Annotated in this window: 25 protein-coding genes and 1 tRNA gene; 14 read left to right on the top strand and 12 right to left on the bottom strand. The window is 57.4% G+C overall.

The annotated features are described in order from the left end of the window. The 13 genes from ROA7450_RS20000 to ROA7450_RS19940 form a co-directional block, all read left to right on the top strand. A partial coding sequence (locus tag ROA7450_RS20000) for an EF-Tu C-terminal domain-related protein (RefSeq protein WP_503128370.1) occupies positions 1–125 on the top strand: 125 nt, incomplete at its 5' end. Between the two features lie 494 nt (positions 126–619). Continuing rightward, complete coding sequence (gene rpsJ, locus ROA7450_RS19995) at positions 620–928, top strand: 30S ribosomal protein S10 (protein WP_007817142.1); 309 nt, start codon at positions 620–622, stop codon at positions 926–928. A gap of 13 nt (positions 929–941) precedes the next feature. Further along, positions 942–1,679 carry a 50S ribosomal protein L3 gene (gene rplC, locus ROA7450_RS19990; protein ID WP_085807733.1) on the top strand — a complete coding sequence of 246 codons (738 nt, stop codon included), beginning with the start codon at positions 942–944 and terminating at the stop codon, positions 1,677–1,679. Further along, complete coding sequence (rplD, locus tag ROA7450_RS19985; protein ID WP_085807732.1) at positions 1,679–2,296, top strand: 50S ribosomal protein L4; 618 nt, start codon at positions 1,679–1,681, stop codon at positions 2,294–2,296. Before rplC ends, rplD begins: the two co-directional genes overlap by 1 nt. After that, positions 2,293–2,589, top strand: coding sequence for a 50S ribosomal protein L23 (locus ROA7450_RS19980; protein WP_085807731.1), 297 nt, complete (start codon positions 2,293–2,295; stop codon positions 2,587–2,589). The genes rplD and ROA7450_RS19980 overlap by 4 nt, the downstream gene beginning before the upstream one ends. 326 nt (positions 2,590–2,915) lie before the next feature. After that, positions 2,916–3,242 (top strand): hypothetical protein, encoded by a 327-nt coding sequence (locus tag ROA7450_RS19975; RefSeq protein WP_085807730.1) that lies wholly within the window; start codon positions 2,916–2,918, stop codon positions 3,240–3,242. A 413-nt stretch (positions 3,243–3,655) separates the two neighbouring features. Beyond that, positions 3,656–4,498: a 50S ribosomal protein L2 gene (rplB, locus tag ROA7450_RS19970; RefSeq protein ID WP_085807729.1), complete on the top strand. Its 843-nt coding sequence runs from the start codon at positions 3,656–3,658 to the stop codon at positions 4,496–4,498. A 3-nt stretch (positions 4,499–4,501) separates the two neighbouring features. Beyond that, the gene (rpsS, locus tag ROA7450_RS19965) at positions 4,502–4,780 is read left to right on the top strand and encodes a 30S ribosomal protein S19 (protein ID WP_085807728.1); all 279 of its coding nucleotides are present in this window, start codon (positions 4,502–4,504) and stop codon (positions 4,778–4,780) included. Between the two features lie 3 nt (positions 4,781–4,783). Then, complete coding sequence (rplV, locus tag ROA7450_RS19960; RefSeq protein WP_085807727.1) at positions 4,784–5,164, top strand: 50S ribosomal protein L22; 381 nt, start codon at positions 4,784–4,786, stop codon at positions 5,162–5,164. Next, positions 5,164–5,886, top strand: coding sequence for a 30S ribosomal protein S3 (gene rpsC, locus ROA7450_RS19955; protein ID WP_085807726.1), 723 nt, complete (start codon positions 5,164–5,166; stop codon positions 5,884–5,886). The genes rplV and rpsC overlap by 1 nt, the downstream gene beginning before the upstream one ends. Positions 5,887–5,899: 13 nt before the next feature. Continuing rightward, positions 5,900–6,313 carry a 50S ribosomal protein L16 gene (gene rplP / locus ROA7450_RS19950; protein WP_085807725.1) on the top strand — a complete coding sequence of 138 codons (414 nt, stop codon included), beginning with the start codon at positions 5,900–5,902 and terminating at the stop codon, positions 6,311–6,313. Positions 6,314–6,426: 113 nt separating this feature from the next. After that, positions 6,427–6,663: a hypothetical protein gene (locus ROA7450_RS19945; protein ID WP_085807724.1), complete on the top strand. Its 237-nt coding sequence runs from the start codon at positions 6,427–6,429 to the stop codon at positions 6,661–6,663. Positions 6,664–6,718: 55 nt separating this feature from the next. After that, positions 6,719–7,339 carry a 2OG-Fe(II) oxygenase family protein gene (locus ROA7450_RS19940; RefSeq protein ID WP_085807723.1) on the top strand — a complete coding sequence of 207 codons (621 nt, stop codon included), beginning with the start codon at positions 6,719–6,721 and terminating at the stop codon, positions 7,337–7,339. A gap of 243 nt (positions 7,340–7,582) precedes the next feature. Here ROA7450_RS19940 and ROA7450_RS19935 read toward each other — a convergent pair. The 7 genes from ROA7450_RS19935 to ROA7450_RS19905 all read right to left on the bottom strand — a co-directional run bounded on the left by ROA7450_RS19935 (position 7,583) and on the right by ROA7450_RS19905 (position 14,582). Further along, positions 7,583–7,658: transfer RNA gene (locus ROA7450_RS19935), tRNA-Thr, on the bottom strand. A gap of 70 nt (positions 7,659–7,728) precedes the next feature. Next, entirely contained in the window at positions 7,729–8,163 is a 435-nt protein-coding gene (locus tag ROA7450_RS19930) for a GFA family protein (protein WP_085807722.1), read from the bottom strand. Then, positions 8,160–8,645 (bottom strand): GNAT family N-acetyltransferase, encoded by a 486-nt coding sequence (locus ROA7450_RS19925; protein WP_085807721.1) that lies wholly within the window; start codon positions 8,643–8,645, stop codon positions 8,160–8,162. The genes ROA7450_RS19930 and ROA7450_RS19925 overlap by 4 nt, the downstream gene beginning before the upstream one ends. A 59-nt stretch (positions 8,646–8,704) precedes the next feature. Next, on the bottom strand, positions 8,705–12,415 hold the full coding sequence (gene cobN, locus ROA7450_RS19920; RefSeq protein ID WP_085807720.1) for a cobaltochelatase subunit CobN: 3,711 nt from the start codon (positions 12,413–12,415) through the stop codon (positions 8,705–8,707). Between the two features lie 55 nt (positions 12,416–12,470). Continuing rightward, positions 12,471–12,926, bottom strand: a complete 456-nt coding sequence (locus tag ROA7450_RS19915) for a GNAT family N-acetyltransferase (protein WP_085807719.1) — start codon at positions 12,924–12,926, stop codon at positions 12,471–12,473. Next, positions 12,926–14,023: a cobalamin biosynthesis protein CobW gene (cobW, locus tag ROA7450_RS19910; RefSeq protein WP_085807718.1), complete on the bottom strand. Its 1,098-nt coding sequence runs from the start codon at positions 14,021–14,023 to the stop codon at positions 12,926–12,928. Before cobW ends, ROA7450_RS19915 begins: the two co-directional genes overlap by 1 nt. A 46-nt stretch (positions 14,024–14,069) precedes the next feature. Next, complete coding sequence (locus tag ROA7450_RS19905) at positions 14,070–14,582, bottom strand: hypothetical protein (protein ID WP_085807717.1); 513 nt, start codon at positions 14,580–14,582, stop codon at positions 14,070–14,072. A gap of 402 nt (positions 14,583–14,984) precedes the next feature. Here ROA7450_RS19905 and smc point away from each other — a divergent pair, with 402 nt between their 5' ends. Continuing rightward, a complete protein-coding gene (smc, locus tag ROA7450_RS19900; RefSeq protein WP_085807716.1) occupies positions 14,985–18,440 on the top strand; it encodes a chromosome segregation protein SMC in 3,456 nt (1,151 codons plus the stop codon). Between the two features lie 89 nt (positions 18,441–18,529). Here the strand turns inward: smc and ROA7450_RS19895 are convergent, their stop codons facing one another. The 5 genes from ROA7450_RS19895 to groL form a co-directional block, all read right to left on the bottom strand. Then, entirely contained in the window at positions 18,530–19,639 is a 1,110-nt protein-coding gene (locus ROA7450_RS19895; protein WP_143534548.1) for a THUMP domain-containing class I SAM-dependent RNA methyltransferase, read from the bottom strand. Continuing rightward, positions 19,630–20,544, bottom strand: a complete 915-nt coding sequence (gene cbiB / locus ROA7450_RS19890; protein ID WP_085807714.1) for an adenosylcobinamide-phosphate synthase CbiB — start codon at positions 20,542–20,544, stop codon at positions 19,630–19,632. Before cbiB ends, ROA7450_RS19895 begins: the two co-directional genes overlap by 10 nt. After that, on the bottom strand, positions 20,541–21,479 hold the full coding sequence (locus ROA7450_RS19885; RefSeq protein ID WP_085807713.1) for a threonine-phosphate decarboxylase: 939 nt from the start codon (positions 21,477–21,479) through the stop codon (positions 20,541–20,543). The genes cbiB and ROA7450_RS19885 overlap by 4 nt, the downstream gene beginning before the upstream one ends. After that, complete coding sequence (locus tag ROA7450_RS19880; protein WP_085807712.1) at positions 21,479–21,856, bottom strand: DUF1636 family protein; 378 nt, start codon at positions 21,854–21,856, stop codon at positions 21,479–21,481. The genes ROA7450_RS19885 and ROA7450_RS19880 overlap by 1 nt, the downstream gene beginning before the upstream one ends. Positions 21,857–22,014: 158 nt before the next feature. Further along, positions 22,015–23,664: a chaperonin GroEL gene (gene groL / locus ROA7450_RS19875; protein ID WP_085807711.1), complete on the bottom strand. Its 1,650-nt coding sequence runs from the start codon at positions 23,662–23,664 to the stop codon at positions 22,015–22,017. Between the last annotated feature and the right edge of the window lie 22 nt (positions 23,665–23,686).

Genomic DNA, 23,686 nt, shown 5'->3' with positions numbered 1-23,686 from the left:
GCGACAACCTGAAGTTCAACGTTGAGCTGATCGCCCCAATCGCCATGGAAAACGGCCTGCGCTTCGCGATCCGCGAAGGTGGCCGCACCGTCGGCGCCGGCGTTGTGTCCAAAATCATCGAGTAATCGCACCCGCGATCACACGACGGAAAGGGCTCCCAAACGGGAGCCCTTTTTTTGTTGTCCTAACCTTAGTGTTTCACACCCGCGCGGCACCAAGGCCGCAGGCCGCCGCGCATCGCCGGGCCGCCTCACGGCACGGCGATTTGGCCCCCCATTCACGGCATTGAAGGCAAATACGGACTTAGCCCACATAAACCACAATCCAGCCCCCTCACATCGCCGCACCACGGCCCGACAATGCACGGCTTGGCACCAGTAGGAAGCTTTTTGATTTACGGTGTAGACGCTGTACGTCTCCTAACTGTAATCATGGTTCGCTAGGCGATGCTTGGATGTTCACAATTAACCCTTGCCACACCCCATTTCCCCCTGTATATCGCGCGAGTTCTCAAGAAGAACATGGAGGCGGGATGATTCCCGCCTTTTGGGTTCGACGAGGGTTCGCGGTGGTCGCGGGTCTTCCTCTCAACCTCAACGCCTAAATAAAGGCATGTGAAATGCAAAGCCAAAACATTCGCATCCGGCTCAAGGCTTTTGACTATCGTGTACTGGACGCCAGCACACAAGAGATCGTCAATACCGCCAAGCGCACCGGTGCAGAGGTTCGCGGTCCGATCCCGCTTCCTAACAAGATCGAGAAATTCACTGTTCTGCGTGGTCCACACGTGAACAAGAAATCCCGCGATCAGTTCGAGATCCGCACGCACAAGCGTCTGCTCGACATCGTTGACCCAACACCACAGACCGTGGACGCGCTGATGAAGCTCGACCTGGCGGCTGGCGTTGACGTCCAGATCTCGGTTTAAGGAGGGCATCTGAATGTTGCGCTCTGGTGTAATCGCAAAGAAAGTCGGCATGACCCGGCTTTTCATGGAAGACGGAAAGCAGATCCCTGTAACCGTTCTTCAACTCGACAACCTGCAGGTTGTGGCCCAACGAACAGACGAAAAAGACGGCTATAGCGCTGTTCAGCTCGGTGCCGGCAACGCAAAGGCAAAACGCACATCCCAAGCGATGCGCGGTCACTTTGCTGCTGCCAAAGTTGAGCCCAAGCGCAAAGTCGCGGAATTCCGCGTAGCGCCTGAAAACCTGATTGCAGTTGGCGAAGAAATCTCGGCTGAGCACTATGCTGACGGTCAGTACGTCGACGTTGCAGGCACATCCATCGGTAAAGGTTTTGCCGGTGCGATGAAGCGTCACAACTTCGGTGGTCTGCGCGCGACGCACGGTGTTTCGATCAGCCACCGTTCGCACGGTTCAACCGGTCAGTGTCAGGATCCGGGTCGCGTTTTCAAGGGTAAGAAAATGGCTGGCCACATGGGTGCTGTTCGTGTGACCACGCAGAACCTGCAAGTGGTTAAGACAGATGCAGACCGCGGCCTGATCATGGTCAAAGGCGCTGTTCCTGGCTCCAAAGGTGGTTGGGTGACAATCAAGGATGCGGTTAAAAAACCGTTCCCTGAAAACGCACCTCTTCCTGCCGCCCTGAAATCCGCCGCTGCTCCAGCTGCTGAGGCTCCTGCCGAAGAAGTTGCCGCCGAGGGAGGTGAAGCATAATGAAACTTGATGTCATTAAACTCGACGGTGGCAAAGCCGGTTCCGTTGATCTGGGCGAAGAAATCTTTGGTCTTGAGCCACGTGCAGACATCCTGCACCGCGTGGTTCGCTGGCAGCGTAACAATGCGCAAGCCGGTACGCACAAGGTCAAGACACGGTCAGAAACCAGCTACTCGACCAAGAAGATCTATCGCCAAAAAGGCACCGGTGGCGCACGTCACGGTGACCGCAACGCGCCGATCTTCCGCGGTGGTGGGATCTACAAAGGTCCAGTTGTGCGTTCGCACGGCCACGACCTGACCAAGAAATTCCGCAAGTTGGGCCTCAAGCATGCTCTGTCCGCCAAAATGGCAGCAGGCGAGCTGGTGGTCATTGAAGACGCGGCAACCGAAGGCAAAACTGCTGCTCTGGCCAAACAGGTGAAAAACCTTGGTTGGAAACGCGCTTTGGTCATCGATGGCGCATCTGTCAATGAAGAATTTCTGAAAGCATCGCGCAACATTGAAGGTCTGGATATCCTGCCATCAATGGGTGCAAATGTTTATGATATCCTCAAGCGTGATACACTCGTGATCACCAAAGCGGGTGTCGAAGCACTGGAGGCTCGGTTGAAATGAGCGCGAAAGCACAACATTACGACGTGATCCGCAAGCCGGTTGTCACCGAAAAAGCGACCATGGCATCTGAAAACGGTGCGGTTGTTTTCGAAGTGGCGATTGCCAGCTCGAAACCACAGATCAAAGAAGCTGTTGAAGCTCTCTTTGGTGTCAAGGTCAAAGCGGTTAACACCACGATCACCAAAGGTAAAAACAAGCGCTTCCGCGGCACAATGGGCACACGTAAAGACGTGAAAAAAGCCTATGTGACATTGGAAGAAGGCAACACAATCGACGTTTCCACCGGACTCTGATTGAGATACCTTTGACAAGATTGAAAGCCCTCGCTTTTGCGGGGGCTTTTGCTTTTGGGGCGTTGCTTAGGCTGCCCGCACACCAGCGCGGAATCAAGGCCGCAGGCCGCCGCGCCATCGCCAGACCGCCCGCCAGGGCTGGCGATTTAACACCCCTCGCACCCCGCACCACGATTTACGGATTTGGCACAGATAAACCGGCTTGCACGAGCCGAGCATCGCCATCCTGCGGTCTGGCTTTCGCTTGCGTTACCACTAACCATTGATCTTTGATTGAGAAAGTTTGACTGCTTGCGGTGCTTCCTATTCTCGGACAGGGTTGTGGAATGAAAAACGCGCGACCGAAGATAAACATTGATTGTCTCAGAGAAATTGGATGGACGCTGTGGGATCCGATTAGCTTGAATGAGACTATGGGTGGCTGGAAAGGTGAAGCGTTCGAAGATGAATACGATAGCTATCTCCTAAAGGCTGCAGGCATGCTTTGGAATAAGCGCACAGCAGAAGAGGTGGTGGAGTACCTTTTCCAGATTGAATCCCAGCATATGGGTCTAGGGCCCGACAAAATTACACCAAAGATGCGAGAGCGTTTGCTTGCTGTTGTGAATGCTATCAAAGGAGATCACGGTGTTTGGTCAAATGGGAGACAATGAAGTTGTTGGCGATGTAAGCCTCGCGCGGAATCAAGGCCGTCAGGCCGCCGCGCCATCGCCAGACCGCCCGCAAGGGCTGGCGATTTAACGACGGATGTGGCACACGCTAAGGCCCGCGGATTTGGCGGGGATAAATGGGCCTGCATAGAGGTCCCGTCGCCATCCCGCGGTCTGGCGCTCGCGCTCGGTGCCAAACCGCGCGAAACCCCAATATTTCTTGGGCAAACGCTTGACCTAGGTCCGACTCTGAACTAAACGAGCCAAGTCTTAGGGCCTCGGATTCGTTCCGGGGCCTCATGATATTTTGAACCGGGGACCTTCGGGGCCTTATAAACTTGGCACCTACGGGGGCCTTACATATAGGCAGGATACCCAAACAGGGACCTGCTGTTAGCTAACGGAAGACAGAAAGCATGGCACTCAAGTCGTATAAGCCGACGACGCCGGGCCAGCGTGGGCTGGTGCTGATCGACCGTTCGGAGCTGTGGAAAGGACGTCCAGTCAAATCTCTCACCGAGGGTTTGACCAAATCGGGCGGTCGGAACAACACCGGGCGGATTACCTCACGTCGTCGTGGGGGTGGGGCGAAACGCCTCTATCGCGTCGTTGATTTCAAACGGAACAAAGTAGATGTAGCAGCAACCGTTGAACGGATCGAATATGACCCGAACCGGACTGCATTCATCGCGTTGGTCAAATACACAGATGGCGAACAAGCCTACGTTCTGGCGCCTCAGCGTCTGGCGGTTGGCGATCAGATCGTTTCTGCTGCAAAGGCCGACATCAAGCCGGGTAACTGCATGCCGTTCTCGGGTATGCCAATCGGTACAATCGTTCACAACATCGAACTGAAACCAGGCAAGGGCGGTCAAATCGCACGTGCGGCTGGTACATATGCTCAGTTTGTTGGTCGTGACGGTGGCTACGCTCAGATCCGTCTGAGCTCGGGCGAACTGCGCATGGTGCGTCAGGAATGCCGTGCCACAGTTGGTGCCGTGTCAAACCCTGACAACAGCAACCAGAACTTTGGTAAAGCGGGCCGTATGCGTCACAAGGGCGTCCGCCCAAGTGTTCGTGGTGTGGTCATGAACCCGATCGATCACCCTCACGGTGGTGGTGAAGGTCGTACTTCAGGTGGTCGTCACCCAGTGACACCTTGGGGTAAGCCAACCAAAGGTGCTCGTACCCGCAACAAGAACAAGGCGTCGCAAAAGCTGATCATCCGCTCGCGTCACGCCAAGAAGAAGGGCCGTTAAGACATGGCACGTTCTGTATGGAAAGGCCCCTTTGTTGATGCCTACGTCCTGAAAAAGGCCGAAGCATCACGCGAAAGCGGGCGCAACGAAGTAATCAAAATCTGGTCGCGTCGCTCGACGATCCTGCCCCAGTTCGTGGGCCTGACGTTTGGCGTTTACAACGGCAAGAAACATATCCCGGTCAACGTTTCCGAGGACATGATTGGTCAGAAATTCGGTGAATATGCGCCGACCCGTACATACTACGGTCACGCAGCCGATAAAAAAGCGAAGCGGAAGTAAGTCATGGGCAAGGAAAAGAACCCCCGCCGCGTGGCAGACAACGAAGCAATGGCAAAACTGCGCATGCTTCGCACTAGCCCGCAGAAACTGAATCTGGTTGCGGCCATGATCCGTGGCAAGAAGGTAGACAAGGCTCTGAACGACCTGACCTTTAGCCAAAAGCGGATTGCAGCAGATGTACGTAAGTGCCTGCAGTCGGCCATCGCCAACGCTGAGAACAACCACAACTTGGATGTGGATGAACTGATCGTGGCAGAAGCCTATGTTGGGAAAAACCTGGTCATGAAACGCGGTCGCCCTCGGGCCCGTGGTCGCTTTGGCGCTCTGCGCAAGCCGTTTTCAGAACTGACCATCAAGGTTCGTCAAGTTGAGGAGCAAGCCTAATGGGTAACAAAGTCAATCCGATTGGCATGCGCCTTCAGGTCAACCGCACCTGGGACAGCCGCTGGTATGCCGACACCAAAGACTACGGTGATCTTCTGTTGGAAGATCTGGCCATGCGTGATTTCATCAAGAAAGAGTGCAAGCAGGCCGGTGTTAGCCGTGTCATCATTGAACGTCCGCACAAAAAGTGCCGCGTCACCGTTCACACAGCACGTCCGGGCGTGATCATCGGCAAAAAAGGCGCCGATATCGAAACCCTGCGTAAAAAGCTGGCGAACATGACCGACTCTGAGCTGCACCTCAACATCGTTGAAGTGCGCAAGCCCGAGCTGGACGCTGAACTGGTGGGTGAATCCATCGCTCAACAGCTTGAGCGTCGTGTGTCGTTCCGTCGAGCGATGAAACGTGCCGTGCAAAACGCAATGCGCATGGGCGCCCTGGGCATCCGTGTCAACGTTGCCGGTCGTCTTGGTGGTGCGGAAATCGCGCGTACTGAATGGTACCGCGAAGGTCGCGTGCCTCTGCACACTCTGCGTGCGGACATCGATTACGCAAACGTCGAAGCCGAAACTGCCTATGGCATCATCGGCATCAAAGTCTGGATCTTCAAAGGCGAGATCATGGAGCACGACCCTGCTGCCCGTGACCGTAAAGCCCAAGAGCTTCAGGATGGACCAGCCCCCCGCGGTGCCGCGCCTCGTGGCGCTGGCGGCCGTCGCTGAGGAGGAATAAAAGATGCTTCAACCAAAGCGTACAAAATTCCGCAAGCAGCATAAGGGCCGTATTCACGGTCTGGCCAAAGGCGGATCTGACCTGAACTTCGGGACTTATGGCCTGAAAGCAACTCAGCCTGAGCGTGTCACAGCGCGTCAGATCGAGGCTGCGCGTCGTGCCATGACACGCCACATGAAACGTCAAGGCCGTGTCTGGATCCGTATCTTCCCAGACGTACCTGTCACCTCGAAGCCAACCGAAGTTCGGATGGGTAAAGGTAAAGGTTCTGTTGATTATTGGGCATGCAAGGTCAAACCAGGCCGTATCATGTTTGAAATCGACGGCGTTGCTGAAGGTATTGCCATGGAAGCCCTGCGCCTTGCCGCGATGAAACTGCCGGTGAAAACCCGCGTCGTCGTGCGCGAAGACTGGTAAGCGGATGGTGGGCAAACTGCCCACCCTACGGAAATTAAGCCCCCGTCGGGAAACCGGCGGGGGTTATTCTTTGTGGACGGACCTTTACCGTCGAGCCTCATGTGTGGGAAAATATGACCTTTGAGGAATGCTTGTGGGGCTGGTTTTATTGGGAAGATGTCGTCTGGCTGTCGCTATGGGCGATTGCTCTTTGGGCGTTGTGGCGCTTCAGGGCAATACTACCCGGATGGCTGGCTTTAGCACTTGTTGTGGCTGTGATCATAATCGCTCTGCTTGGCGAATATGTCTCTTGGGAGATGTATTATAACTTGGTTTGTTATGAACGGATGGAAACTTCGGGAACACTTTGATTTACCGCTCTGTAGCCTCTCGCAATGCAGGCGACACCCATGTAAATACGCCCTCATGTCACAGATTGAATCGCTCTTCGCCACCCGCCTGTACCGCGCTGCCCTGTCAGAACATGGCGCACCCATTGATCCGCAAGAGATGGAGGTGTCGTGCTATTCCATTGCCGAGGATGACGAGGCAGGACAGGACTGGTGCGAGGCCAACGCCTATCCCGGTTACACCTCTTACGCCTCGCTGACCGATCTGCCGTGGCGGTTTCCGATCTTTGCTGATCTGGTGGCCTCCTTGGATGCCCATGTCGCGGCCTTTGCCGAGGATCTGCAGTTTGACCTCGATGGCCGCACGCTCACGCTTGAGGACCTGTGGATCAACATCCTGCCCGAGGGCGGTATGCATGCCTCGCACATCCATCCGCATTCCGTGATCAGCGGCACCACCTACGTGTCTATGCCCGCAGACACCAGCGCGCTCAAACTGGAAGATCCACGTTCTGCCATGATGATGGCCGCGCCGGTGCGTCAGAAAAGCGCCCGTCGCGAATTGCAAAGCTTCATCTACGTAAAGCCCAATGTGGGCGATGTGCTACTCTGGGAAAGCTGGCTGCGCCACGAGGTCCCGATGAACATGTCCGAAGACGACCGCATCAGCGTCAGCTTCAACTATCGCTGGGAGTGAGGTCTGGTCCGTGTAACGGCAATCGCTCCGGGGGAGCGATTGAATACCGAACGGGCGGAACCCAGCTGGTTCGCAAAGCGACATTTGGCATTCTGCCGACTCGGTTTCTCATAGCGTCATACTCAATGTCGCCAATGTTTGATTTTTTGTTCGAGGTGCGCTTGCATTGCTTGCAGCACAGAAATGCCTTTGAAAACTGCACGGTAACTATGTCAGTTAAGTTTCTGTTATTATTGATATAAATGGTGCCCCCACACGGACTCGAACCGCGGACCTACTGATTACAAATCAGTTGCTCTACCAGCTGAGCTATAGGGGCGAGATTGTCTGACTGGTTAGCTTAGCCCTTCGGATAATCTGGCGCTGTTTTAGCCGAATTTAAGCGCACGTCAATCCTGGTTTTCGTGGTTTTTGTGCTTCTCTTGATGGGGGGCGTTCGATCCTGCAGAGCGCGGTAGGGTATCGTGGATATCCATCCACGGCAGGTGTTCTTCAAAATGTACGTGTTTGGTGGGGTGAACTGCAGCGGGATCTTCCAGCGATGCGATGTACAGGTGGACTTCGTCAGGGTAGCGCTCTGCCTCGAACGCCATGGGGGTGCCGCAGGTACTGCAAAACAAACGTCGTGTGCCGGGGCTGCTTTCATAGATGGTGGGTGGCGCGCTACTCCATCGGAACTGAGTGCGCTCAACACCCAGATAGGCGGTGACCGGCGCTGAGCAATTGCGGCGGCAGCTTTCGCAATGACAATAGCAGGTCCAGCTTGGGGCGCCATCGAAGGCAAAGGAAACTGCACCGCATAGGCAGCGGCCTTTGGTTGTCATGAGTGGAGCTCTTGCGTGGTAACAGGTTTGAACATGGTCAGGCTGGTGGGGTGATCATAACCGGGATGCGCGGTTGAGCCGATGGTTCTGAACCCCAGAGAGGAAAAGGCGGAGTGATTCTCTGTCAGTTCAATCCGTGTTTCCAGCGTCAGGCCCGCGAGGCGGAGTGCGCGACAACGGTCTTCGGCATGATGGATTAGGTCCCGGGCATGACCCTGGGCGCGATGTGGGTGAGAGACGGCCAATTTGCCCAGATAGAGGTTGCCGTCTTCGGGTGTCAGGATCATGCAGGCAATGGGTTGATCTCGTTGTTCTAAAACCCAAATTTCACATTCATCTGCCATGCCACGGAGGCCATCTGGTGTCAGCCTAGTCATTGATGAAGGTGGATCAATTCGTCCCTCCATATGAGCAAAGGCCTGGTGCAAGAGCATATGCAAGGCGTGGAAATCGTCGTGCCGTGTGTATCTGCGCAAGGTCATGGCGGACCCTCGGGATCAGATTAACTCAGCCTATTTTGCGCATGAGGGGGAGCAGCCTGTCAAGGAATCTCTGTGCCTTGACGTGCTGCCATAATGCGGGTTCGGGCCGAGTTTGAGCGTGGTATCCACAATTCGCGATCGATGGCCTCTTGCAGGCGTTCGGCGATTTCACGCAGGGCAGGGGCATTGTGTTCCTCGATGAAATCGCGGGTGTCTTCATCCTCGAGGAAGGCGGCTTCCACCATGTCGAAGTGGTGGTTTTTAACGGCTCCTGTCGTGGCGGCGAAGGCAAAAAGATAGTCTACCGTTGCGGCAATCTCGAACGCGCCTTTGTAGCCGTGGCGTTTGATTCCATCGATCCATTTGGGATTTACGACGCGCGAGCGGACAACGCGGCCAATCTCATCATCCAACGTGCGGATGACGGGCCGCTCGGGGCGGGAATGATCGTTGTGATATATTGGGCGGTCCTTGCCTTGCAGCGTGCTGACAGCAGCGGCAGCCCCGCCTTCGAACTGGTAATAATCATCACTGTCGAGCAGGTCGTGTTCGCGGTTGTCCTGGTTCTGCACAATGGCCTCTGTCTGGCGGAGGCGGGTCTCGAACCCTTTGCGATCTGCGGTGCCTTCATCCTTGGCACCATAAGCATAGCTGCCCCAGGTCAGGTAAGCCTCAGCCAGGACGGCCTTGTCAGCCCAGAGGCGCTCATCGATCATTGCCTGCAGGCCGGCGCCATATGCCCCGGGTTTTGAGCCATAGACGCGTGGCTGTGCTTCGCCAGCACGTGTTCGGGCAGCAGCTGGGTTCAGGTCATCGGGTTCATCCAGTGCCTGAACCGCACGGGCCGCGCTGTCAAAGAGGGCAATGAGCTGCGGGAAGGCATCGCGGAAGAAGCCCGATATGCGCAGGGTGATGTCCACACGCGGGCGGCCCAACACACCTTGGGGCAGCACTTCGAACCCGGTGACGCGGCGATTGGCACTGTCCCATTTGGGTTTTACGCCCATCAGCGCCATGGCTTGCGCAATGTCGTCACCGCCGGTGCGCATGTTTGCGGTGCCCCATGCGGTTAGCAGCATGGTGCGCGGCCAATCGCCGTGGGTCTGTAGGTGTTTCTCAATCAACAGGTTGGCTGACTTCCAACCCAGAGCCCAGGCGGTGGGCGTGGGCACGGCACGGCTGTCGACCGAGTAGAAGTTGCGCCCGGTTGGTAAGGTGTCCAGACGTCCGCGGGTGGGGGCGCCGGAGGGCGCCGGGGCGACGAAGTGCCCCTTGAGGGCGGTGAGGAGCCCCGCTCCTTCGTCTGGTCCGCAGGTGCGCAGGGTTGGTAAAATACGCTCATTGATTTCCTGCAGGACGACGGACGCGCGTGGCCCGGGGGCCACGACGCCCCGCCCGCCATCCCGCAGAAGGCGTTGCGCCAGAAGTTCCAGCCGCTCAACTGTGTCGCCATTGCTGCGCCATGGACCTGCATCCAGTGCTTCAAGTTCGGCATGACGTGGCCCGGTGTAAGGCGCGGCCATATCGCAATCGAGCGGATCAATGTCCACGTTGCAATCCGCGGCCAAAGCGCGGATGAAGGAGGCATCGCGCTCATGGCCTTCGCCGCGTGGCACGCGCGCCAGGGCGATGGCTAAATCACGTTCCTGCTCCCCTTCCGGCGATTGTCCAAAGATATGCAGTCCGTCGCGGATTTGAGCTTCTTTCAACTCGCATAGATAGGCGTCAAGTTTGGCCAGATCGCTATCTTCATCTTCACCAGACATGCCGACGTCCTTGTCCAATCCAGTGACAGATGACAAGGACAGGATCTCTCGGCGCAGGTGGTCGATTCGGCGTGGATCAACACCCGCCGCCTCGTAGTATTCGTCCACTAAAGCCTCGAGGTCGCGCAGGGGTCCATAGGTTTCAGCGCGAGTCAGGGGTGGCGTCAGGTGGTCGATGATCACCGCTTGCGCCCGGCGTTTGGCCTGCGTTCCTTCGCCCGGATCGTTAACAATGAAGGGATAGATGTGCGGTGTTGGGCCAAAGATCGCCTCGGGCCAGCAGGTCTGGCTCAGCGCCAGCGCCTTGCCCGGTAACCATTCCAGATTTCCATGTTTGCCCATGTGCACGATGGCCTGCGCGCCAAACCGATGGCGCAGCCAGAAATAGAAGGCCAGATAGTTGTGCGGGGGCACAAGATCAGGGGAGTGATAGGTGTCAGTCGGATCAATGTTATAGCCACGCGCGGGCTGGATGCCGACGACAGCGTTGCCGTAATTCAGGATCGACAGATGAAAGCCCTGCGCGTCATAGAATGGGTCATCTTCCGGCGCACCCCAGCGGGTGGTCATTGCCTCTTTCATTTCCCATGGCAGGGTGTTGAAATATTCTTGATAGGTTTCGATCGACAGGACCTCACCACCCTCACGCTCCGCCCGATCTGTCAACCAATTGGTTGGCCCTGCCATGATCGTCTGCATCAGCGCATCGCTGTCGGTGGGCAGGTTCTCAACGCGATAGCCATCACCCTTCAACAGGTTTAGAACGTGTACCGTTCCAGCGGGAGTGTCCAGACCGACACCATTGGCCAGGCGGCCATCTTTGTTGGGATAGTTAGCCAAGACCAAAGCAACCTTGCGCTCAGCTGCTACGGTGCTGCGCAGCTTGGCCCAATTTGCAGCCAGATTGGCAACAAACTCCACCCGGTCGCCTTGTGCACGATAGGTGGCGATGGGGCATTCGGTGGCCTCGTCAAAGTAAGCCTCACCCTTGAAGCTGATGGCGCGAGACAGCACCCGGCCATCAACCTCGGGCAGGGCGACATTCATTGCGATATCGCGAGCTGAAAGGCCGGTCAAACCTTCGGCCCAGGCTTCTTCTGACGATCCGGCTAGCACCACCTGAAACACAGGTGCGCCTTGCGCGGCTGGCATGGTCAGCGGGTTGTCGGGGTTCACATCGCCCGCATGGGGGGACCCAACTGCAAATGAGGTGCAGTTCAGAATCACCGACGGCGGGGCGGCGGTAAATAGTTGCTCCAGCGTGGCGGTGGACACAGGGTCTTTCAAAGATGCGACAAAGACTGGCAGCGGGTTCAATCCGGCGCGCAGCAATGAGCGGACCACGCGGTTGATTGGGTTGAGACCCGCACCTTGCACTAGCGCACGATAGAACACGACGGGCACCACCGGTTGGCCCTCTATCCATGCTTCTTGCGCGGCGCTCAGGTCGGCAACGCCTGCGCCGGGCCAATAGACCCCGGCACGCAGCAGCGGGCTGGCTGCCATCGGTTTTCCGGACCCGTCCAGCATGGCCCGCGCATAGTTCAGTAAATTGGTGGCATTTTCCGGCCCACCTTCGACCATATAGGCCCAGAGTGCATCGTAATCTTCGGACGAGACCGTCGACAGATCACGCAGCTCCGGGTCTGGCTTGTCATCGCCGGGCAGCAGCGCCAGCGGTACGCCCGCCTCACAGCAACGCGCGGCATATTGCTCGGCCCCATATTTCCAATAGCCCACGCCGCCCAGCACACGGGCGATCACCAGTTTGGATTTGGTGACACAGTTATCAAGGTGCAGATCGACCGACATCGGATGAACCAAATGCATCATATTGGCCAAACGCAGGGTCGGTGCGAACTCCATTTCCGTGCGCGCGGCACTCAGCCCTGCCAGCTCCGTATCTGCGGCCGAGACAAACACCACTTCTGCCGGGCTCTGGGCCAGATCAACGGGTTCTTTGCCATCATCGATGGATCCGGGGGTGGCAGCAAGCAAGTGCATCAGGGGCAGCCCTTTGGGTCAAGTGTCGTGTCGGGACGATGAAGCATCCGGCGCTTCAAACGTCCAGTTGTTTTTCCATGAAAACGCTGGAGGCATTGGGCTGGTAGTCACCAAAGGCCCCGCAGCGGGTGAATCCGTGACGCTCATAAAGACGAACGGCAGCCGCCAGATCCTCGCCGGTTTCCAGTTTCAGTGCAGTCAGGCCCAAGGCACGGGCCTGATCCTCAAGCTGGCGCAGCAGAGCAGCCGCCACGCCTTTGCCACGCGCAGCCTGCGAGGTGAACATGGATTTCACCTCGGCGTAGCCCTCTCGTACAGCAATCGCGCCGGTGCCCAGAATTTCACCGCCTTCGCGGGCGGTGAAGAAATGGATGTCCGGCGTGCAGAGGTCTTCGATATCGAGCGCAAAGTTTTCCTCGGGCGGAAACAGCTCGGCCATCAGCGCATGGCTGGATTCCAACAGCTGTTTCACACCCGTTTCGCGCGGATCTGAAGCCTCGATCACCAACATCAGGCCGCCAGTGCTTTCTCAATCGCCGCGCGGTTCAGGCCGGATTGACCAATGACGACCAAACGGGTTTCGCGCGCGTCAGCACCGAACGGACGGTCGAAATAGGTGTCCACACGCGGACCAACCGCTTGCAACGTCAGGCGCATAGGCTTGCCTTCAACTGCAGCAAAGCCTTTGAGGCGCAGGATGTCGTTTTTGCGGATCACATCGGCGACCTGCTCGGCAAAAGCACCTGCATCGGTGATCTCACCAAGGGTGACAACAAAGCTCTCGAAAGCGTCGTGATCATGGTCGTGATGATGGTGGTGATGATGATCGTGGTCATCATCATGATGGTCGTCATCGTGATGATCATCGTCATGGTCGTGATGATGGTGATGCACCTCGTGGCGCGCGTCCATATCGTCCTCGGCACCGATGCCCTGACCCAGTAGAACGTCGATGGGCAGTGCGCCCATGGTGGCCTTGACCACCTGCACGCCGTCTCGGCTCTCACCGCGTAACTTGCCAGCCAGCGCCTCGGATTCTTCCGCGCCCAGCAGGTCAGATTTATTCACAACGATCATGTCGGCGCAGGCGATCTGATCCTCGAACAGCTCGGACAGTGGCGTTTCGTGATCAAGGTTCTCATCTTGCTGACGCTGTGCGTCAACAGCAGCGACGTCATGGGCAAAACGACCTTCAGAAACAGCTTTGCCATCAACCACGGTGACAACACCGTCAACAGTTACACGCGTGGAAATCTCGGGCCAGTTGAAGGCGCGTACCAATGGCTGGGGCAGCGCCAGACCTGAGGTTTCGATCACAATGTGATCTGGCGCGTCTTTGCGGTCCAGCAACTTTTCCATGGTCGGCACGAAATCTTCGGCCACGGTGCAGCAGATGCAGCCGTTGGAAAGCTCCATCACGTCATCCTCGGCACAGCCTTCGATGCCGCAGCCTTTGAGGATGCCGCCATCAACACCCAGATCGCCAAATTCATTGATGATCAGGGCAATGCGTTTGCCATTGGCATTTTCCAGCATATGACGGATTAGTGTCGTTTTGCCGGCACCAAGAAAGCCGGTGACAACGGTGGCAGGAATTTTGGCAGGCATTAATTCTTCTCCTTGCGAGCACCGTTGGTTGCAACGGTCAAATTGTTCATTCGATCACCACGGTGGTAGTGGCCTCAATCGGTGTGCCATCAATGGCGAGTTGGCTGTGGTCGTTGGCGTTGAGCGTGACCCGGATGTCGTGGGTGCCTACGCTCAAGCCAGTGATATGGAACCATTCCCCATAGGTCCGGGCCAGCTTGACGTCATTCACATAGATATGCGCATGTCCGGCACCGGGAGTATGTGCACTGTTAACGGTCCGCGCATCAAAGGTGAAATCTTCGACCTGGATCTGCAGATTTCGGCTGTTATTGCCATCTGGATACAGGGACAGCGTAAGGCGGGGATAGGGCGCCGAAGCCTCGGTCAGTTTGTCATGCATCGCGTCATGGTCCATGTCCGAATGATCCATTGCATCATGTGCTTGCCCGTCGGAATGATGTGCTGGATTGCTATGGTCATGAGCTTCGGGATGAACATGGCCTGGAGGCGCTATGAGAAGCCCCAGCCCCAATCCCAAGAGCCCCCCGATGATCAAAAGAAGGAAAGGTCTTTGCATGTTTCGTTCCGTTGATCGGTCCTGTCTACGTGTGGACGCAGAAAGGGAGGTGAGAAATCTTCGTTCGGCTTGGTATGAATATGAAGATCGATTGGGTCAAGAATGATTTCAAACTCGGGTCAGACAGAGCTTTTTTGCGACCTGAAGCGCAACCACCGCGACATGGCGTTACCACTGCCCCTGCAAGACCACTGCCCCTGCAAGATAGCAGCCGAATCAAGCGACCACTGCGCTTCCATTGGTCTTGCGTCAATGATTTGCGCGGAAATTCGCAATATTTTGTGGATAACTCCGCGACTTACCCCATATGGTGGGGTTATGCGTTGACAGCCTGCGATTCTCACCGTCACAATATTCCTCAACAGGAATCGTTATGTGCCGTAGATACCGCAAGGGGCCGCATTGCATTTTTCAAAGCTCAGACTGACCGGCTTCAAAAGCTTCGTTGACCCGACAGACCTGATCATCACGGATGGTCTGACCGGAGTGGTGGGGCCAAATGGGTGCGGCAAGTCGAACTTGCTTGAGGCGCTGCGCTGGGTGATGGGCGAGAACCGCCCCAGCATCATGCGGGGCGGTGGCATGGAAGACGTGATATTTGCCGGGGCGGCCAGCCGGCCAGCGCGCAACTTTGCTGAGGTTGTCTGTCATATGGACAACTCTGATCGGCTGGCTCCGGCAGGTTTTAACGATGCTGACCACCTTGAGGTGATCCGTCGGATCACTCGAGATGTTGGCTCGGCTTACAAGGTGAACGGCAAGGATGCCCGCGCTAAAGACGTGCAGATGCTGTTTGCTGATGCCTCGACCGGGGCGCATTCGCAGGCGCTGGTCAGTCAGGGTAAGATCACCGATCTGATCAATGCCAAGCCCAAGGCGCGCCGCAAAATCCTTGAGGAAGCAGCGGGCATTTCCGGGCTTTATCAACGTCGCCATGAAGCTGAGCTCAAACTCAAAGGCGCTGAAACCAATCTGGCCCGTGTCGATGATGTGATCGAACAGCTTGCCACGCAGTTGGTACAACTGGCCCGTCAAGCACGGCAAGCGCAACGCTATCGCGCAATTGGTGAGGACCTACGCCGCTCTGAAGGCCTGCTGCTCTATCGTCGTTGGAAGGAGGCCGATCTGGCCCGCGCTGCCGCCGATGAGGAACTGCGCGAGCGCATTACGGGCGCAGCCCGGATGGAGGCAGCTGCCCGTGAGGCCGCGAAATTGCGGGTGCAGGCCGAAGATGCCTTACCTGCCCTGCGTGAAGAAGAGGCGATTGCCGCTGCGGTGCTGCAACGTCTGCAGGTCCAACGAGATACTCTGAACGAGCAAGAGCAGAACGCCCGCACCCGGATTGAAACTCTGACCTCGCGGATCGAGCAACTGTCCCGTGATATTGAACGCGAGGCCAGCCTGAACCGCGATGCAGGCGAAACGATCGAGCGGTTGGAGTGGGAAGCGCGTGAACTGGGCAAGGCGGGCGAGGGGCATGACGAACGGTTGGAAATCGCCTCAGAAGAAGCGCATGAAGCGGCCGCCGTCCTGCAGCAGCGCGAAACTGACCTGGGGCAGTTAACCGAGGATGTCGCCCGTCTGGCCGCGCGTCACCATTCGGCGCAGCGACTGTTGGATGACAGCCGTAAAATGTTGGGCAAAAGCGAAACAGAATCTACTCGTGCCCGTGAGGCCGCGCAGGGTGCGAAAGAGGCGGAAGCCCGTGCAGCGCAGGAATTCGAGATTGCTCAGCAGGCCGAGGAAGAGGCGCAGCATATTGCGGAAGAGGCTGAACTGGCCCTGAATGCCGCCGAAGAGGCGCGCATGGAAACGCAGGATCGTGAGGTAACGGCGCGGGCGGAACGGTCCGAGGCCGAGGGCGAGTTGAATGCCCTGAGCGCCGAGGTAACGGCGCTTGCCAAGTTATTGGAGCGCGACACTGCTGAAGGTGGTCAGATTCTTGACCGTTTGCAGGTGACATCGGGCTATGAAAAGGCGCTGGGTGCAGCTTTGGCTGATGATCTGCGCGCGCCAGAGGTCTCGGCAGATGGCCCGTCTGGCTGGGCGCTTTTGCCGGGCTACTCCAACGCGCAAACCTTGCCTGCGGGGGTTAATGCGCTTTCGAGCTATGTGAATGTACCCGAGGTGCTAGCACGTCGGATTGGCCAGATCGGGCTGGTGTCCGGTGACGATGGTCCGCGCTTACAGGCCGAGTTGAATCCTGGTCAACGCTTGGTTAGCCGTGAAGGCGACCTGTGGCGCTGGGATGGTTATCGCGCCTGGGCAGAGGATGCGCCAAGTGCGGCAGCCTTGCGCTTGGAGCAGCTCAACCGCCTTGAAGAACTCAAGCAGGAACTGGCCCATGCCACGGCCCGTGCCGAAGGTGCACAGCAGGCGCATGAAGCCTTGTCTCTGATGCTGGCACGCCAAACCGAAGAAGACCGCGCCGCACGTGAAGCGCGTCGAGCAGCGGATGCGCAAGTGACTCAAGCCAGCCGAACGCTGTCGCGTGCCGAGGCGGATCGCAACCTTGCGGCCTCCAAGCACGAATCTCTGGGCCTGGCTGTGACCCGCCACGAAGAAGAGGCAATGGAGGCGCGCAAGCAGTTGTCTGAAGCCGAGAAGGGCCAGACCGATCTGGGTGATCTGGACGAGGCGCGTGCGCAGGTTGATGATGTGAAAATGACTGTCGAGGCCGCGCGCATCACCATGATGTCACGCCGCTCGGCTCATGATGAGATACGCCGCGAGGGCGAAAGCCGGACCAAACGCAGCCAGGAAGTAGCCAAGGAAGTCAGCGGTTGGCGGCACCGATTGGAAACAGCCGAAAAGCGCAGTTCAGAACTGGCTGAACGTAAGTATACGACTGAAGAAGAACTGGTCGAAGCCTCCGCAGCGCCTGAAGAGATTGCTGCCAAGCGCGAGGAATTAGGTGAGCAGATTGACAAATCAGGTGCACGACGCGCCGAAGCGGCCGATGCATTGTCCGTGGCCGAAAGTGCCGCACGCGAAGCGGTTGCCGGTGAACGTGACGCTGAACGCAACGCTTCCGATGCACGTGAGGCGCGTGCCCGCTCTGAGGCGCGAATGGAAGCCGCGCGTGAAACCGTGGCGGTGGCGGCTGAACGGATCACCGAAGAGCTTGAGCTTGCGCCTGAGGCGCTGCTGGAACAACTGGATGTGAACCCTGACGAGATGCCTGCCTCGGACCAGATCGAAGCTGATGTGAACCGCCTGAAACGCCAACGTGATGCGCTGGGCGCGGTCAACCTGCGGGCCGAGGAAGACGCCCGTGAGGTTGAAGAAGAACACACCACACTGGTCAATGAAAAGAACGATCTCGAGGAAGCCATCCGCACCCTGCGCAGCGGCATCGCCAGCCTGAACAAAGAAGGGCGCGAGCGCCTTCTGACCGCTTTTGAACAGGTCAATTCCAACTTCCAGATGCTTTATAAGCACTTGTTTGGTGGGGGCGAGGCCAATCTGGTTATGGTCGAAAGCGATGACCCGCTGGATGCGGGACTTGAGATCATGTGTCAGCCTCCCGGCAAGAAACTGTCTGTTCTTAGCCTGTTGTCAGGCGGCGAGCAGACGCTAACCGTGGCGGCGCTGATCTTTGGCGTGTTTCTGGCCAATCCTGCCCCGATCTGTGTGCTTGATGAGGTCGACGCGCCATTGGATGATGCCAACGTGGGCCGGTTTTGTGACCTTCTGGACGAAATGTGCCGCCGTACCGAAACCCGTTTCCTGATCATCACCCACCACGCCGTGACGATGAGCCGGATGGATCGCTTGTTCGGTGTGACTATGGCGGAAAAAGGGGTCAGCCAGCTGGTTTCCGTTGATCTCAAAAAAGCAGAGCAGATGGTTGCGTAAGTGGGAGAGGGGCGCTGCCCCTCTTGGCCGTTGGCCAATTCACCCCGAGATATTTTTGGTCAGATGAAAGAGCGGATCTGGGTTTGCGCTCAGGGCAAGGGTCTGGTTTGCCAAAGCCGGATTTTCAACCCACCGTGGGCCACATAGGGACCGGGGGCGTCAAAGGGCAGGGCGGTTGTTTTGGCCAGATCTGCATCCGAGGTGACAAGCCCGACGCGCCAGCCGGAAAACCTTTCTTTCAGCACTTGGCCCAATGCATTGTGCAATGCATAGAGCGGTTTTTTATTGCTGATCCGCGCGCCATAGGGCGGGTTGATTATGATCAAGCCCGCCGGCTCATCCGGGCGTTGCAGATCGCTGATTGGGCAGTGTGTGAACGTGGCTTGTACGCCCGCGCGATCGGCATTGGCGCTGGCGGCGCGCACGGCACCGGTATCGCGGTCGCTGCCATAGAATGGGATGTCTGTTGGTGTTGTTGTTGCTTCGGCCTTGAACGCCACCCATTGATCGGGGTCAAAATTGGCCAGTTGCTCGAAGGCAAAGTTACGTGCCCGCCCGGGCATCAGGCCGGCAGCCACCTCGGCGGCCTCAATCACGAAAGTGCCCGAGCCGCACATCGGGTCCAGCACAGGTTCATCCCCGGTATATCCGCATTCCCGCAGGAACATCGCCGCCATGTTTTCGCGCATGGGGGCTTTGACCACGGCCTCCTTGAAACCACGCTTGTGCAAAGGCTCTCCCGAGGTATCAATACTGAAGGTGCACAGGTCATCTTCGATCCGGGCCATTAGACGTAAAGGCGCATCCGCAGAGAGTGCTACACCAAGCGTCTCGGTTAGGGCGCGTTCAATTCGCTGGGTCGCCGCCTTGGCGTGATAGATACGGGATTTGCGGCAGGTGACATCAACTTTGATCGGGACGTCTGCGCGTAGTACTTCAGACCACGGAAATTTGCGGGCGCGTTTGTCCAGTTGCGCCAGATGCATCACCCGAAACGATCCAATGCGCGCCAGCACCCGGCTGGCTCCACGTAGGACCAGATTTGCGCGCCAGACATCTGGCCAGCCGCCTTGAATGGTCACACCACCGGGCACCTTGTGCGGATAGCTAAACCCGGCCTCGCGCACCTCATTGAAGAGGGGGAGTTCTAACCCGGGAGTGGCCGCCAGAAAGATCTCAAACGTCTCGCTCATGTGCAGACCATCGCGAGTAAGAAAGCAAAGAGCAAGGCAATGGTCCAGGATCGCCACAGGGCGGTGCAGGCGGCGCTGATCTCGGGCGCGCCGATCAGCTTGCGACCGGTCTCGTTGACATAGGGAAAATCACGCATCTGCCCATCATAAGAGCGCGGGCCTGACAAAGCCACATCCAGCCCACGTGCCAAGGCTGCCTCTGGCCAGCCCGCATTGGGCGATCGGTGCAGACGAGCCTCCGCCGCGATGACACGCCATTGGCTGATCTGACCATGGCTGAGGGCAAAGAGCATTGCGGTCAACCGGGCGGGGATCAGGTTCAACAGATCGTCAAATCGGGCGGCGGCCCAGCCGAATTCCTCATAACGTTCGTTGCGGTAGCCGATCATGCTGTCGGCGGTGTTGGTGAACTTATAGAGCAGTAAACCGGGCAGACCGCCAACCAGAAACCAGAAGGCCGGGGCAATCACCCCGTCGCTGAAATTCTCGGCGGCAGATTCAATGGCCGCACGGGCAATCTGTGGCCCCGTCATATCTTTGGTGTCGCGGCCCACAATGCGTGCCACCATCAACTGCGCGTCATTGCGTGACAGGCGTAGGGCGCGCCCAACGGCGCGGACATGATCGACCAACGATTTATGGGCCAATAGCATGGCCGCTACGAGGATTTCAGCAACGCCGCCAAAGATCGAAATCAAATTGCCCAGTACGATGGCGAGTACGGTCAAAGCGACCATGGTTATGATGCCCTTGAGACGACGCTGCGTTCCGGTGTTCAACGCATTGTCCAGCACATCAACTGAGCGACCCATCAAGATGGCGGGATGAGGAACACGATCCCACAGCCATTTGGGCTCGCCCAAAACAGCGTCTAGCACCATGGCCAATACAAGGCAAATCGCGAGACTCATAGCGCTGTCTCCAATTGCGCCCATTCCTGCGGCGTGGGCAGGCCAAGGCGAAGATAGTGTTCGGAATAGGGGAAAATACGACTCCATACGTGATGCGCGGCTAGCCGTTCCTGCCAAGCCGTCGCATTGTCAACGCGGTAAAGCCGGAAGAGGGAAATCCCACCCTCCAACTCGGCTCCAGCCTTGGTCATCAAGTTGTCCAGCCGGGCGGCATCGTCGTTCAAGCGTGCGCGCGTTTCGGTGGCCCAGCCATGATCGGTCAACGCAGCCGTGGCGATGCGAAGCGCAGGGCCGGACACAGCCCAAGGACCTAGACGCTCGGAAAGGCGTTCAATCAAATCCGAGGGACCAATGGCAAAGCCCAAACGCAGCCCTGCCAAACCCCAGAACTTGCCGAAGCTTTTCAAAATGATTGTGCTGTTATTCGCATGTCCGATCATCGATCGTTCCGGCGCAACATCGGCAAAGCTTTCATCGATTACGGTAAATGGCGCATCCAAGTCCAAGGCTCCGTACCAATGCCCGGTCGGATTGTTTGGGTGGACGATCACCCGAACATCTGGGGTATCGTTAACCTTGTTCCACCCATGTGCCGCAAAACCAGCAGCGTGCTCGTTATAGGTTGGAGTGGGGATGTGAACGCGTTTACTCCCCTGCGGGATCAGGCATGGCAATTGAGCGATCAGGCTTGAGGCGCCGGGCGCAGCAAGAAGGGACAGGTCATCAGTCACATTCCAGAACCGGCGCGCGGCATCTATTAACTGGTCCTCCGCCTTCTGATCAGGCAGGGCTGCCCATGCGTCGGCAGAAATCTCCGGCAAAGGGTAGGGCACCGGGTTGATACCCGTCGACAGATCAACCCAATCCGCCCGTGTTCCACCAAAGCGGGCCATGGCGGCATCAAGGCCGCCGCCGTGATCGCGTCCGGAGCGCATTAGCCTTGATCGTTAGCAGGCAGCGGGGGGTGCCGGGTGACAAAATGCCCCTTCACACCCTGCGGCCATTGCTTGAACGGCACTTGACCGGTTTCGGACTGCGCGTGCAGTTCGGCATAGTCCACAATCGCCTCGGCGGCGTCCTGATCCGGTGTAAAACGGCCCAGCGTGTAGGCCAGCTTGCCCGGCGCCTGAATGGCTACATTGCAGCCATGCGAGCAGCCCATTAGGCATGACACCCGGCGCGTGCGTACCTCGCGCCCCTCGGATTGTGCCTCTACCAGTTCCGCCAGATCTTCCCCATGCGGGCGGCTGTGGGTTTCAGGTGTCCAGTCGTCCTGCTTGCAGGTGTCGCAGATTGTGATCCAGGTGGTCATAGTTGTTACCTTCGCGCGTTGGGTCCGCAGATGTTGAACCGGAAATTGCTTTATGAGGCAAGCGTACAATGTTGTGAACGGCAAAAATCGATTGCCTGAACAGAAAAGGGGCCGCGCAAAGCACAGCCCCTTTCCCAATAATATCCAGAACGGATGGCTTACATCATGCCGCCCATGCCGCCCATGCCGCCCATGTCGGGCATGCCGCCGCCGGCTGGGCCATCTTTGGCTGGCTTGTCGGCGACCATGGCTTCGGTTGTGACCAACAGGCCAGCAATCGATGTCGCGTCTTCCAGAGCTGTACGCACAACCTTGGCAGGGTCGATCACGCCGAAGGAGAACATGTCACCATATTCTTCGGTCTGAGCGTTGAAGCCGAACGATGAGTCGCTGCTCTCGCGGACTTTGCCCGCAACAACTGCACCGTCAACACCGGCGTTCTCGGCGATCTGACGCAGAGGTGATTCAATTGCTTTGCGAACGATGTTGATGCCTGCAGTTTGGTCGGCGTTTGCACCTTCCAGATTGTCCAGAGCTTTGCCAGCCTGAACCAGAGCAACACCACCACCCACAACAACGCCTTCTTGGACGGCAGCGCGGGTTGCGTTCAGCGCGTCATCAACGCGGTCTTTACGCTCTTTCACTTCAACTTCGGTCATGCCGCCAACGCGGATGACGGCAACACCGCCTGCCAGTTTGGCAACGCGCTCTTGCAGCTTTTCACGATCGTAGTCAGATGTGGTTTCTTCGATCTGGTTACGGATCTGAGCAACACGTGCTTCGATCTCGGCTTTCTCACCAGCGCCGTCCACAACAGTGGTTTCGTCTTTGGTGATCTGAACTTTCTTGGCTGTGCCAAGCATGTCCATTGTAACGCCTTCCAGCTTCATGCCCAGATCTTCGCTGATGACCTGACCGCCGGTCAGGATCGCGATGTCCTGCAGCATGGCTTTGCGGCGGTCGCCGAAACCAGGGGCTTTGACAGCAGCAATTTTCAGGCCGCCACGCAGTTTGTTGACAACCAGAGTTGCCAGCGCTTCGCCTTCAACATCTTCTGCGATGATCAGCAGAGGCTTTTGCGACTGGATGACTTGTTCCAGCAGTGGAACCATTGGCTGCAACGAAGACAGTTTCTTCTCGTGCAGCAGGATCATGCAGTCTTCCAGCTCGGCGGTCATCTTGTCAGCGTTGGTGACAAAATAAGGTGACAGGTAACCGCGGTCGAATTGCATACCTTCAACAACATCGGTTTCTGTTTCCAGACCTTTGTTCTCTTCAACGGTGATGACACCTTCGTTGCCAACTTTTTGCATCGCGCCTGCGATTTGCTGACCGATTGCGGCTTCGCCGTTGGCAGAGATTGTACCAACCTGCGCAACTTCGTCGCTGTCTTTAACTTCACGTGAAGCAGCTTTGATGGATTCAACAACTTTGGCAGTTGCCAGATCGATGCCGCGCTTCAGATCCATTGGGTTCAGACCAGCAGCAACCTGCTTCAGGCCTTCGCGAACGATCGCTTGTGCCAGAACTGTTGCTGTGGTTGTGCCGTCACCGGCTTCGTCGTTGGTGCGGCTGGCGACTTCTTTCACCATTTGCGCGCCCATGTTTTCGAACTTGTCTTCCAGTTCGATCTCCTTGGCAACCGATACACCGTCTTTGGTGATACGTGGTGCGCCGAAGGATTTGTCGAGAACGACGTTACGGCCTTTTGGGCCCAGTGTTACTTTGACCGCATCGGCGAGGATGTTTACGCCGTTCAGCATGCGGTTGCGGGCATCGGTGTCAAATTTGACGTCCTTAGCAGCCATGATAATGCTCCTGAATGTCTAT

Source organism: Roseovarius albus (genome assembly GCF_900172335.1).
In the GTDB taxonomy this organism is placed as follows: domain Bacteria; phylum Pseudomonadota; class Alphaproteobacteria; order Rhodobacterales; family Rhodobacteraceae; genus Roseovarius; species Roseovarius albus.
Note: the sequence above shows the minus strand (reverse complement) of the source record. Positions and strands in the feature narration are given on the sequence as shown.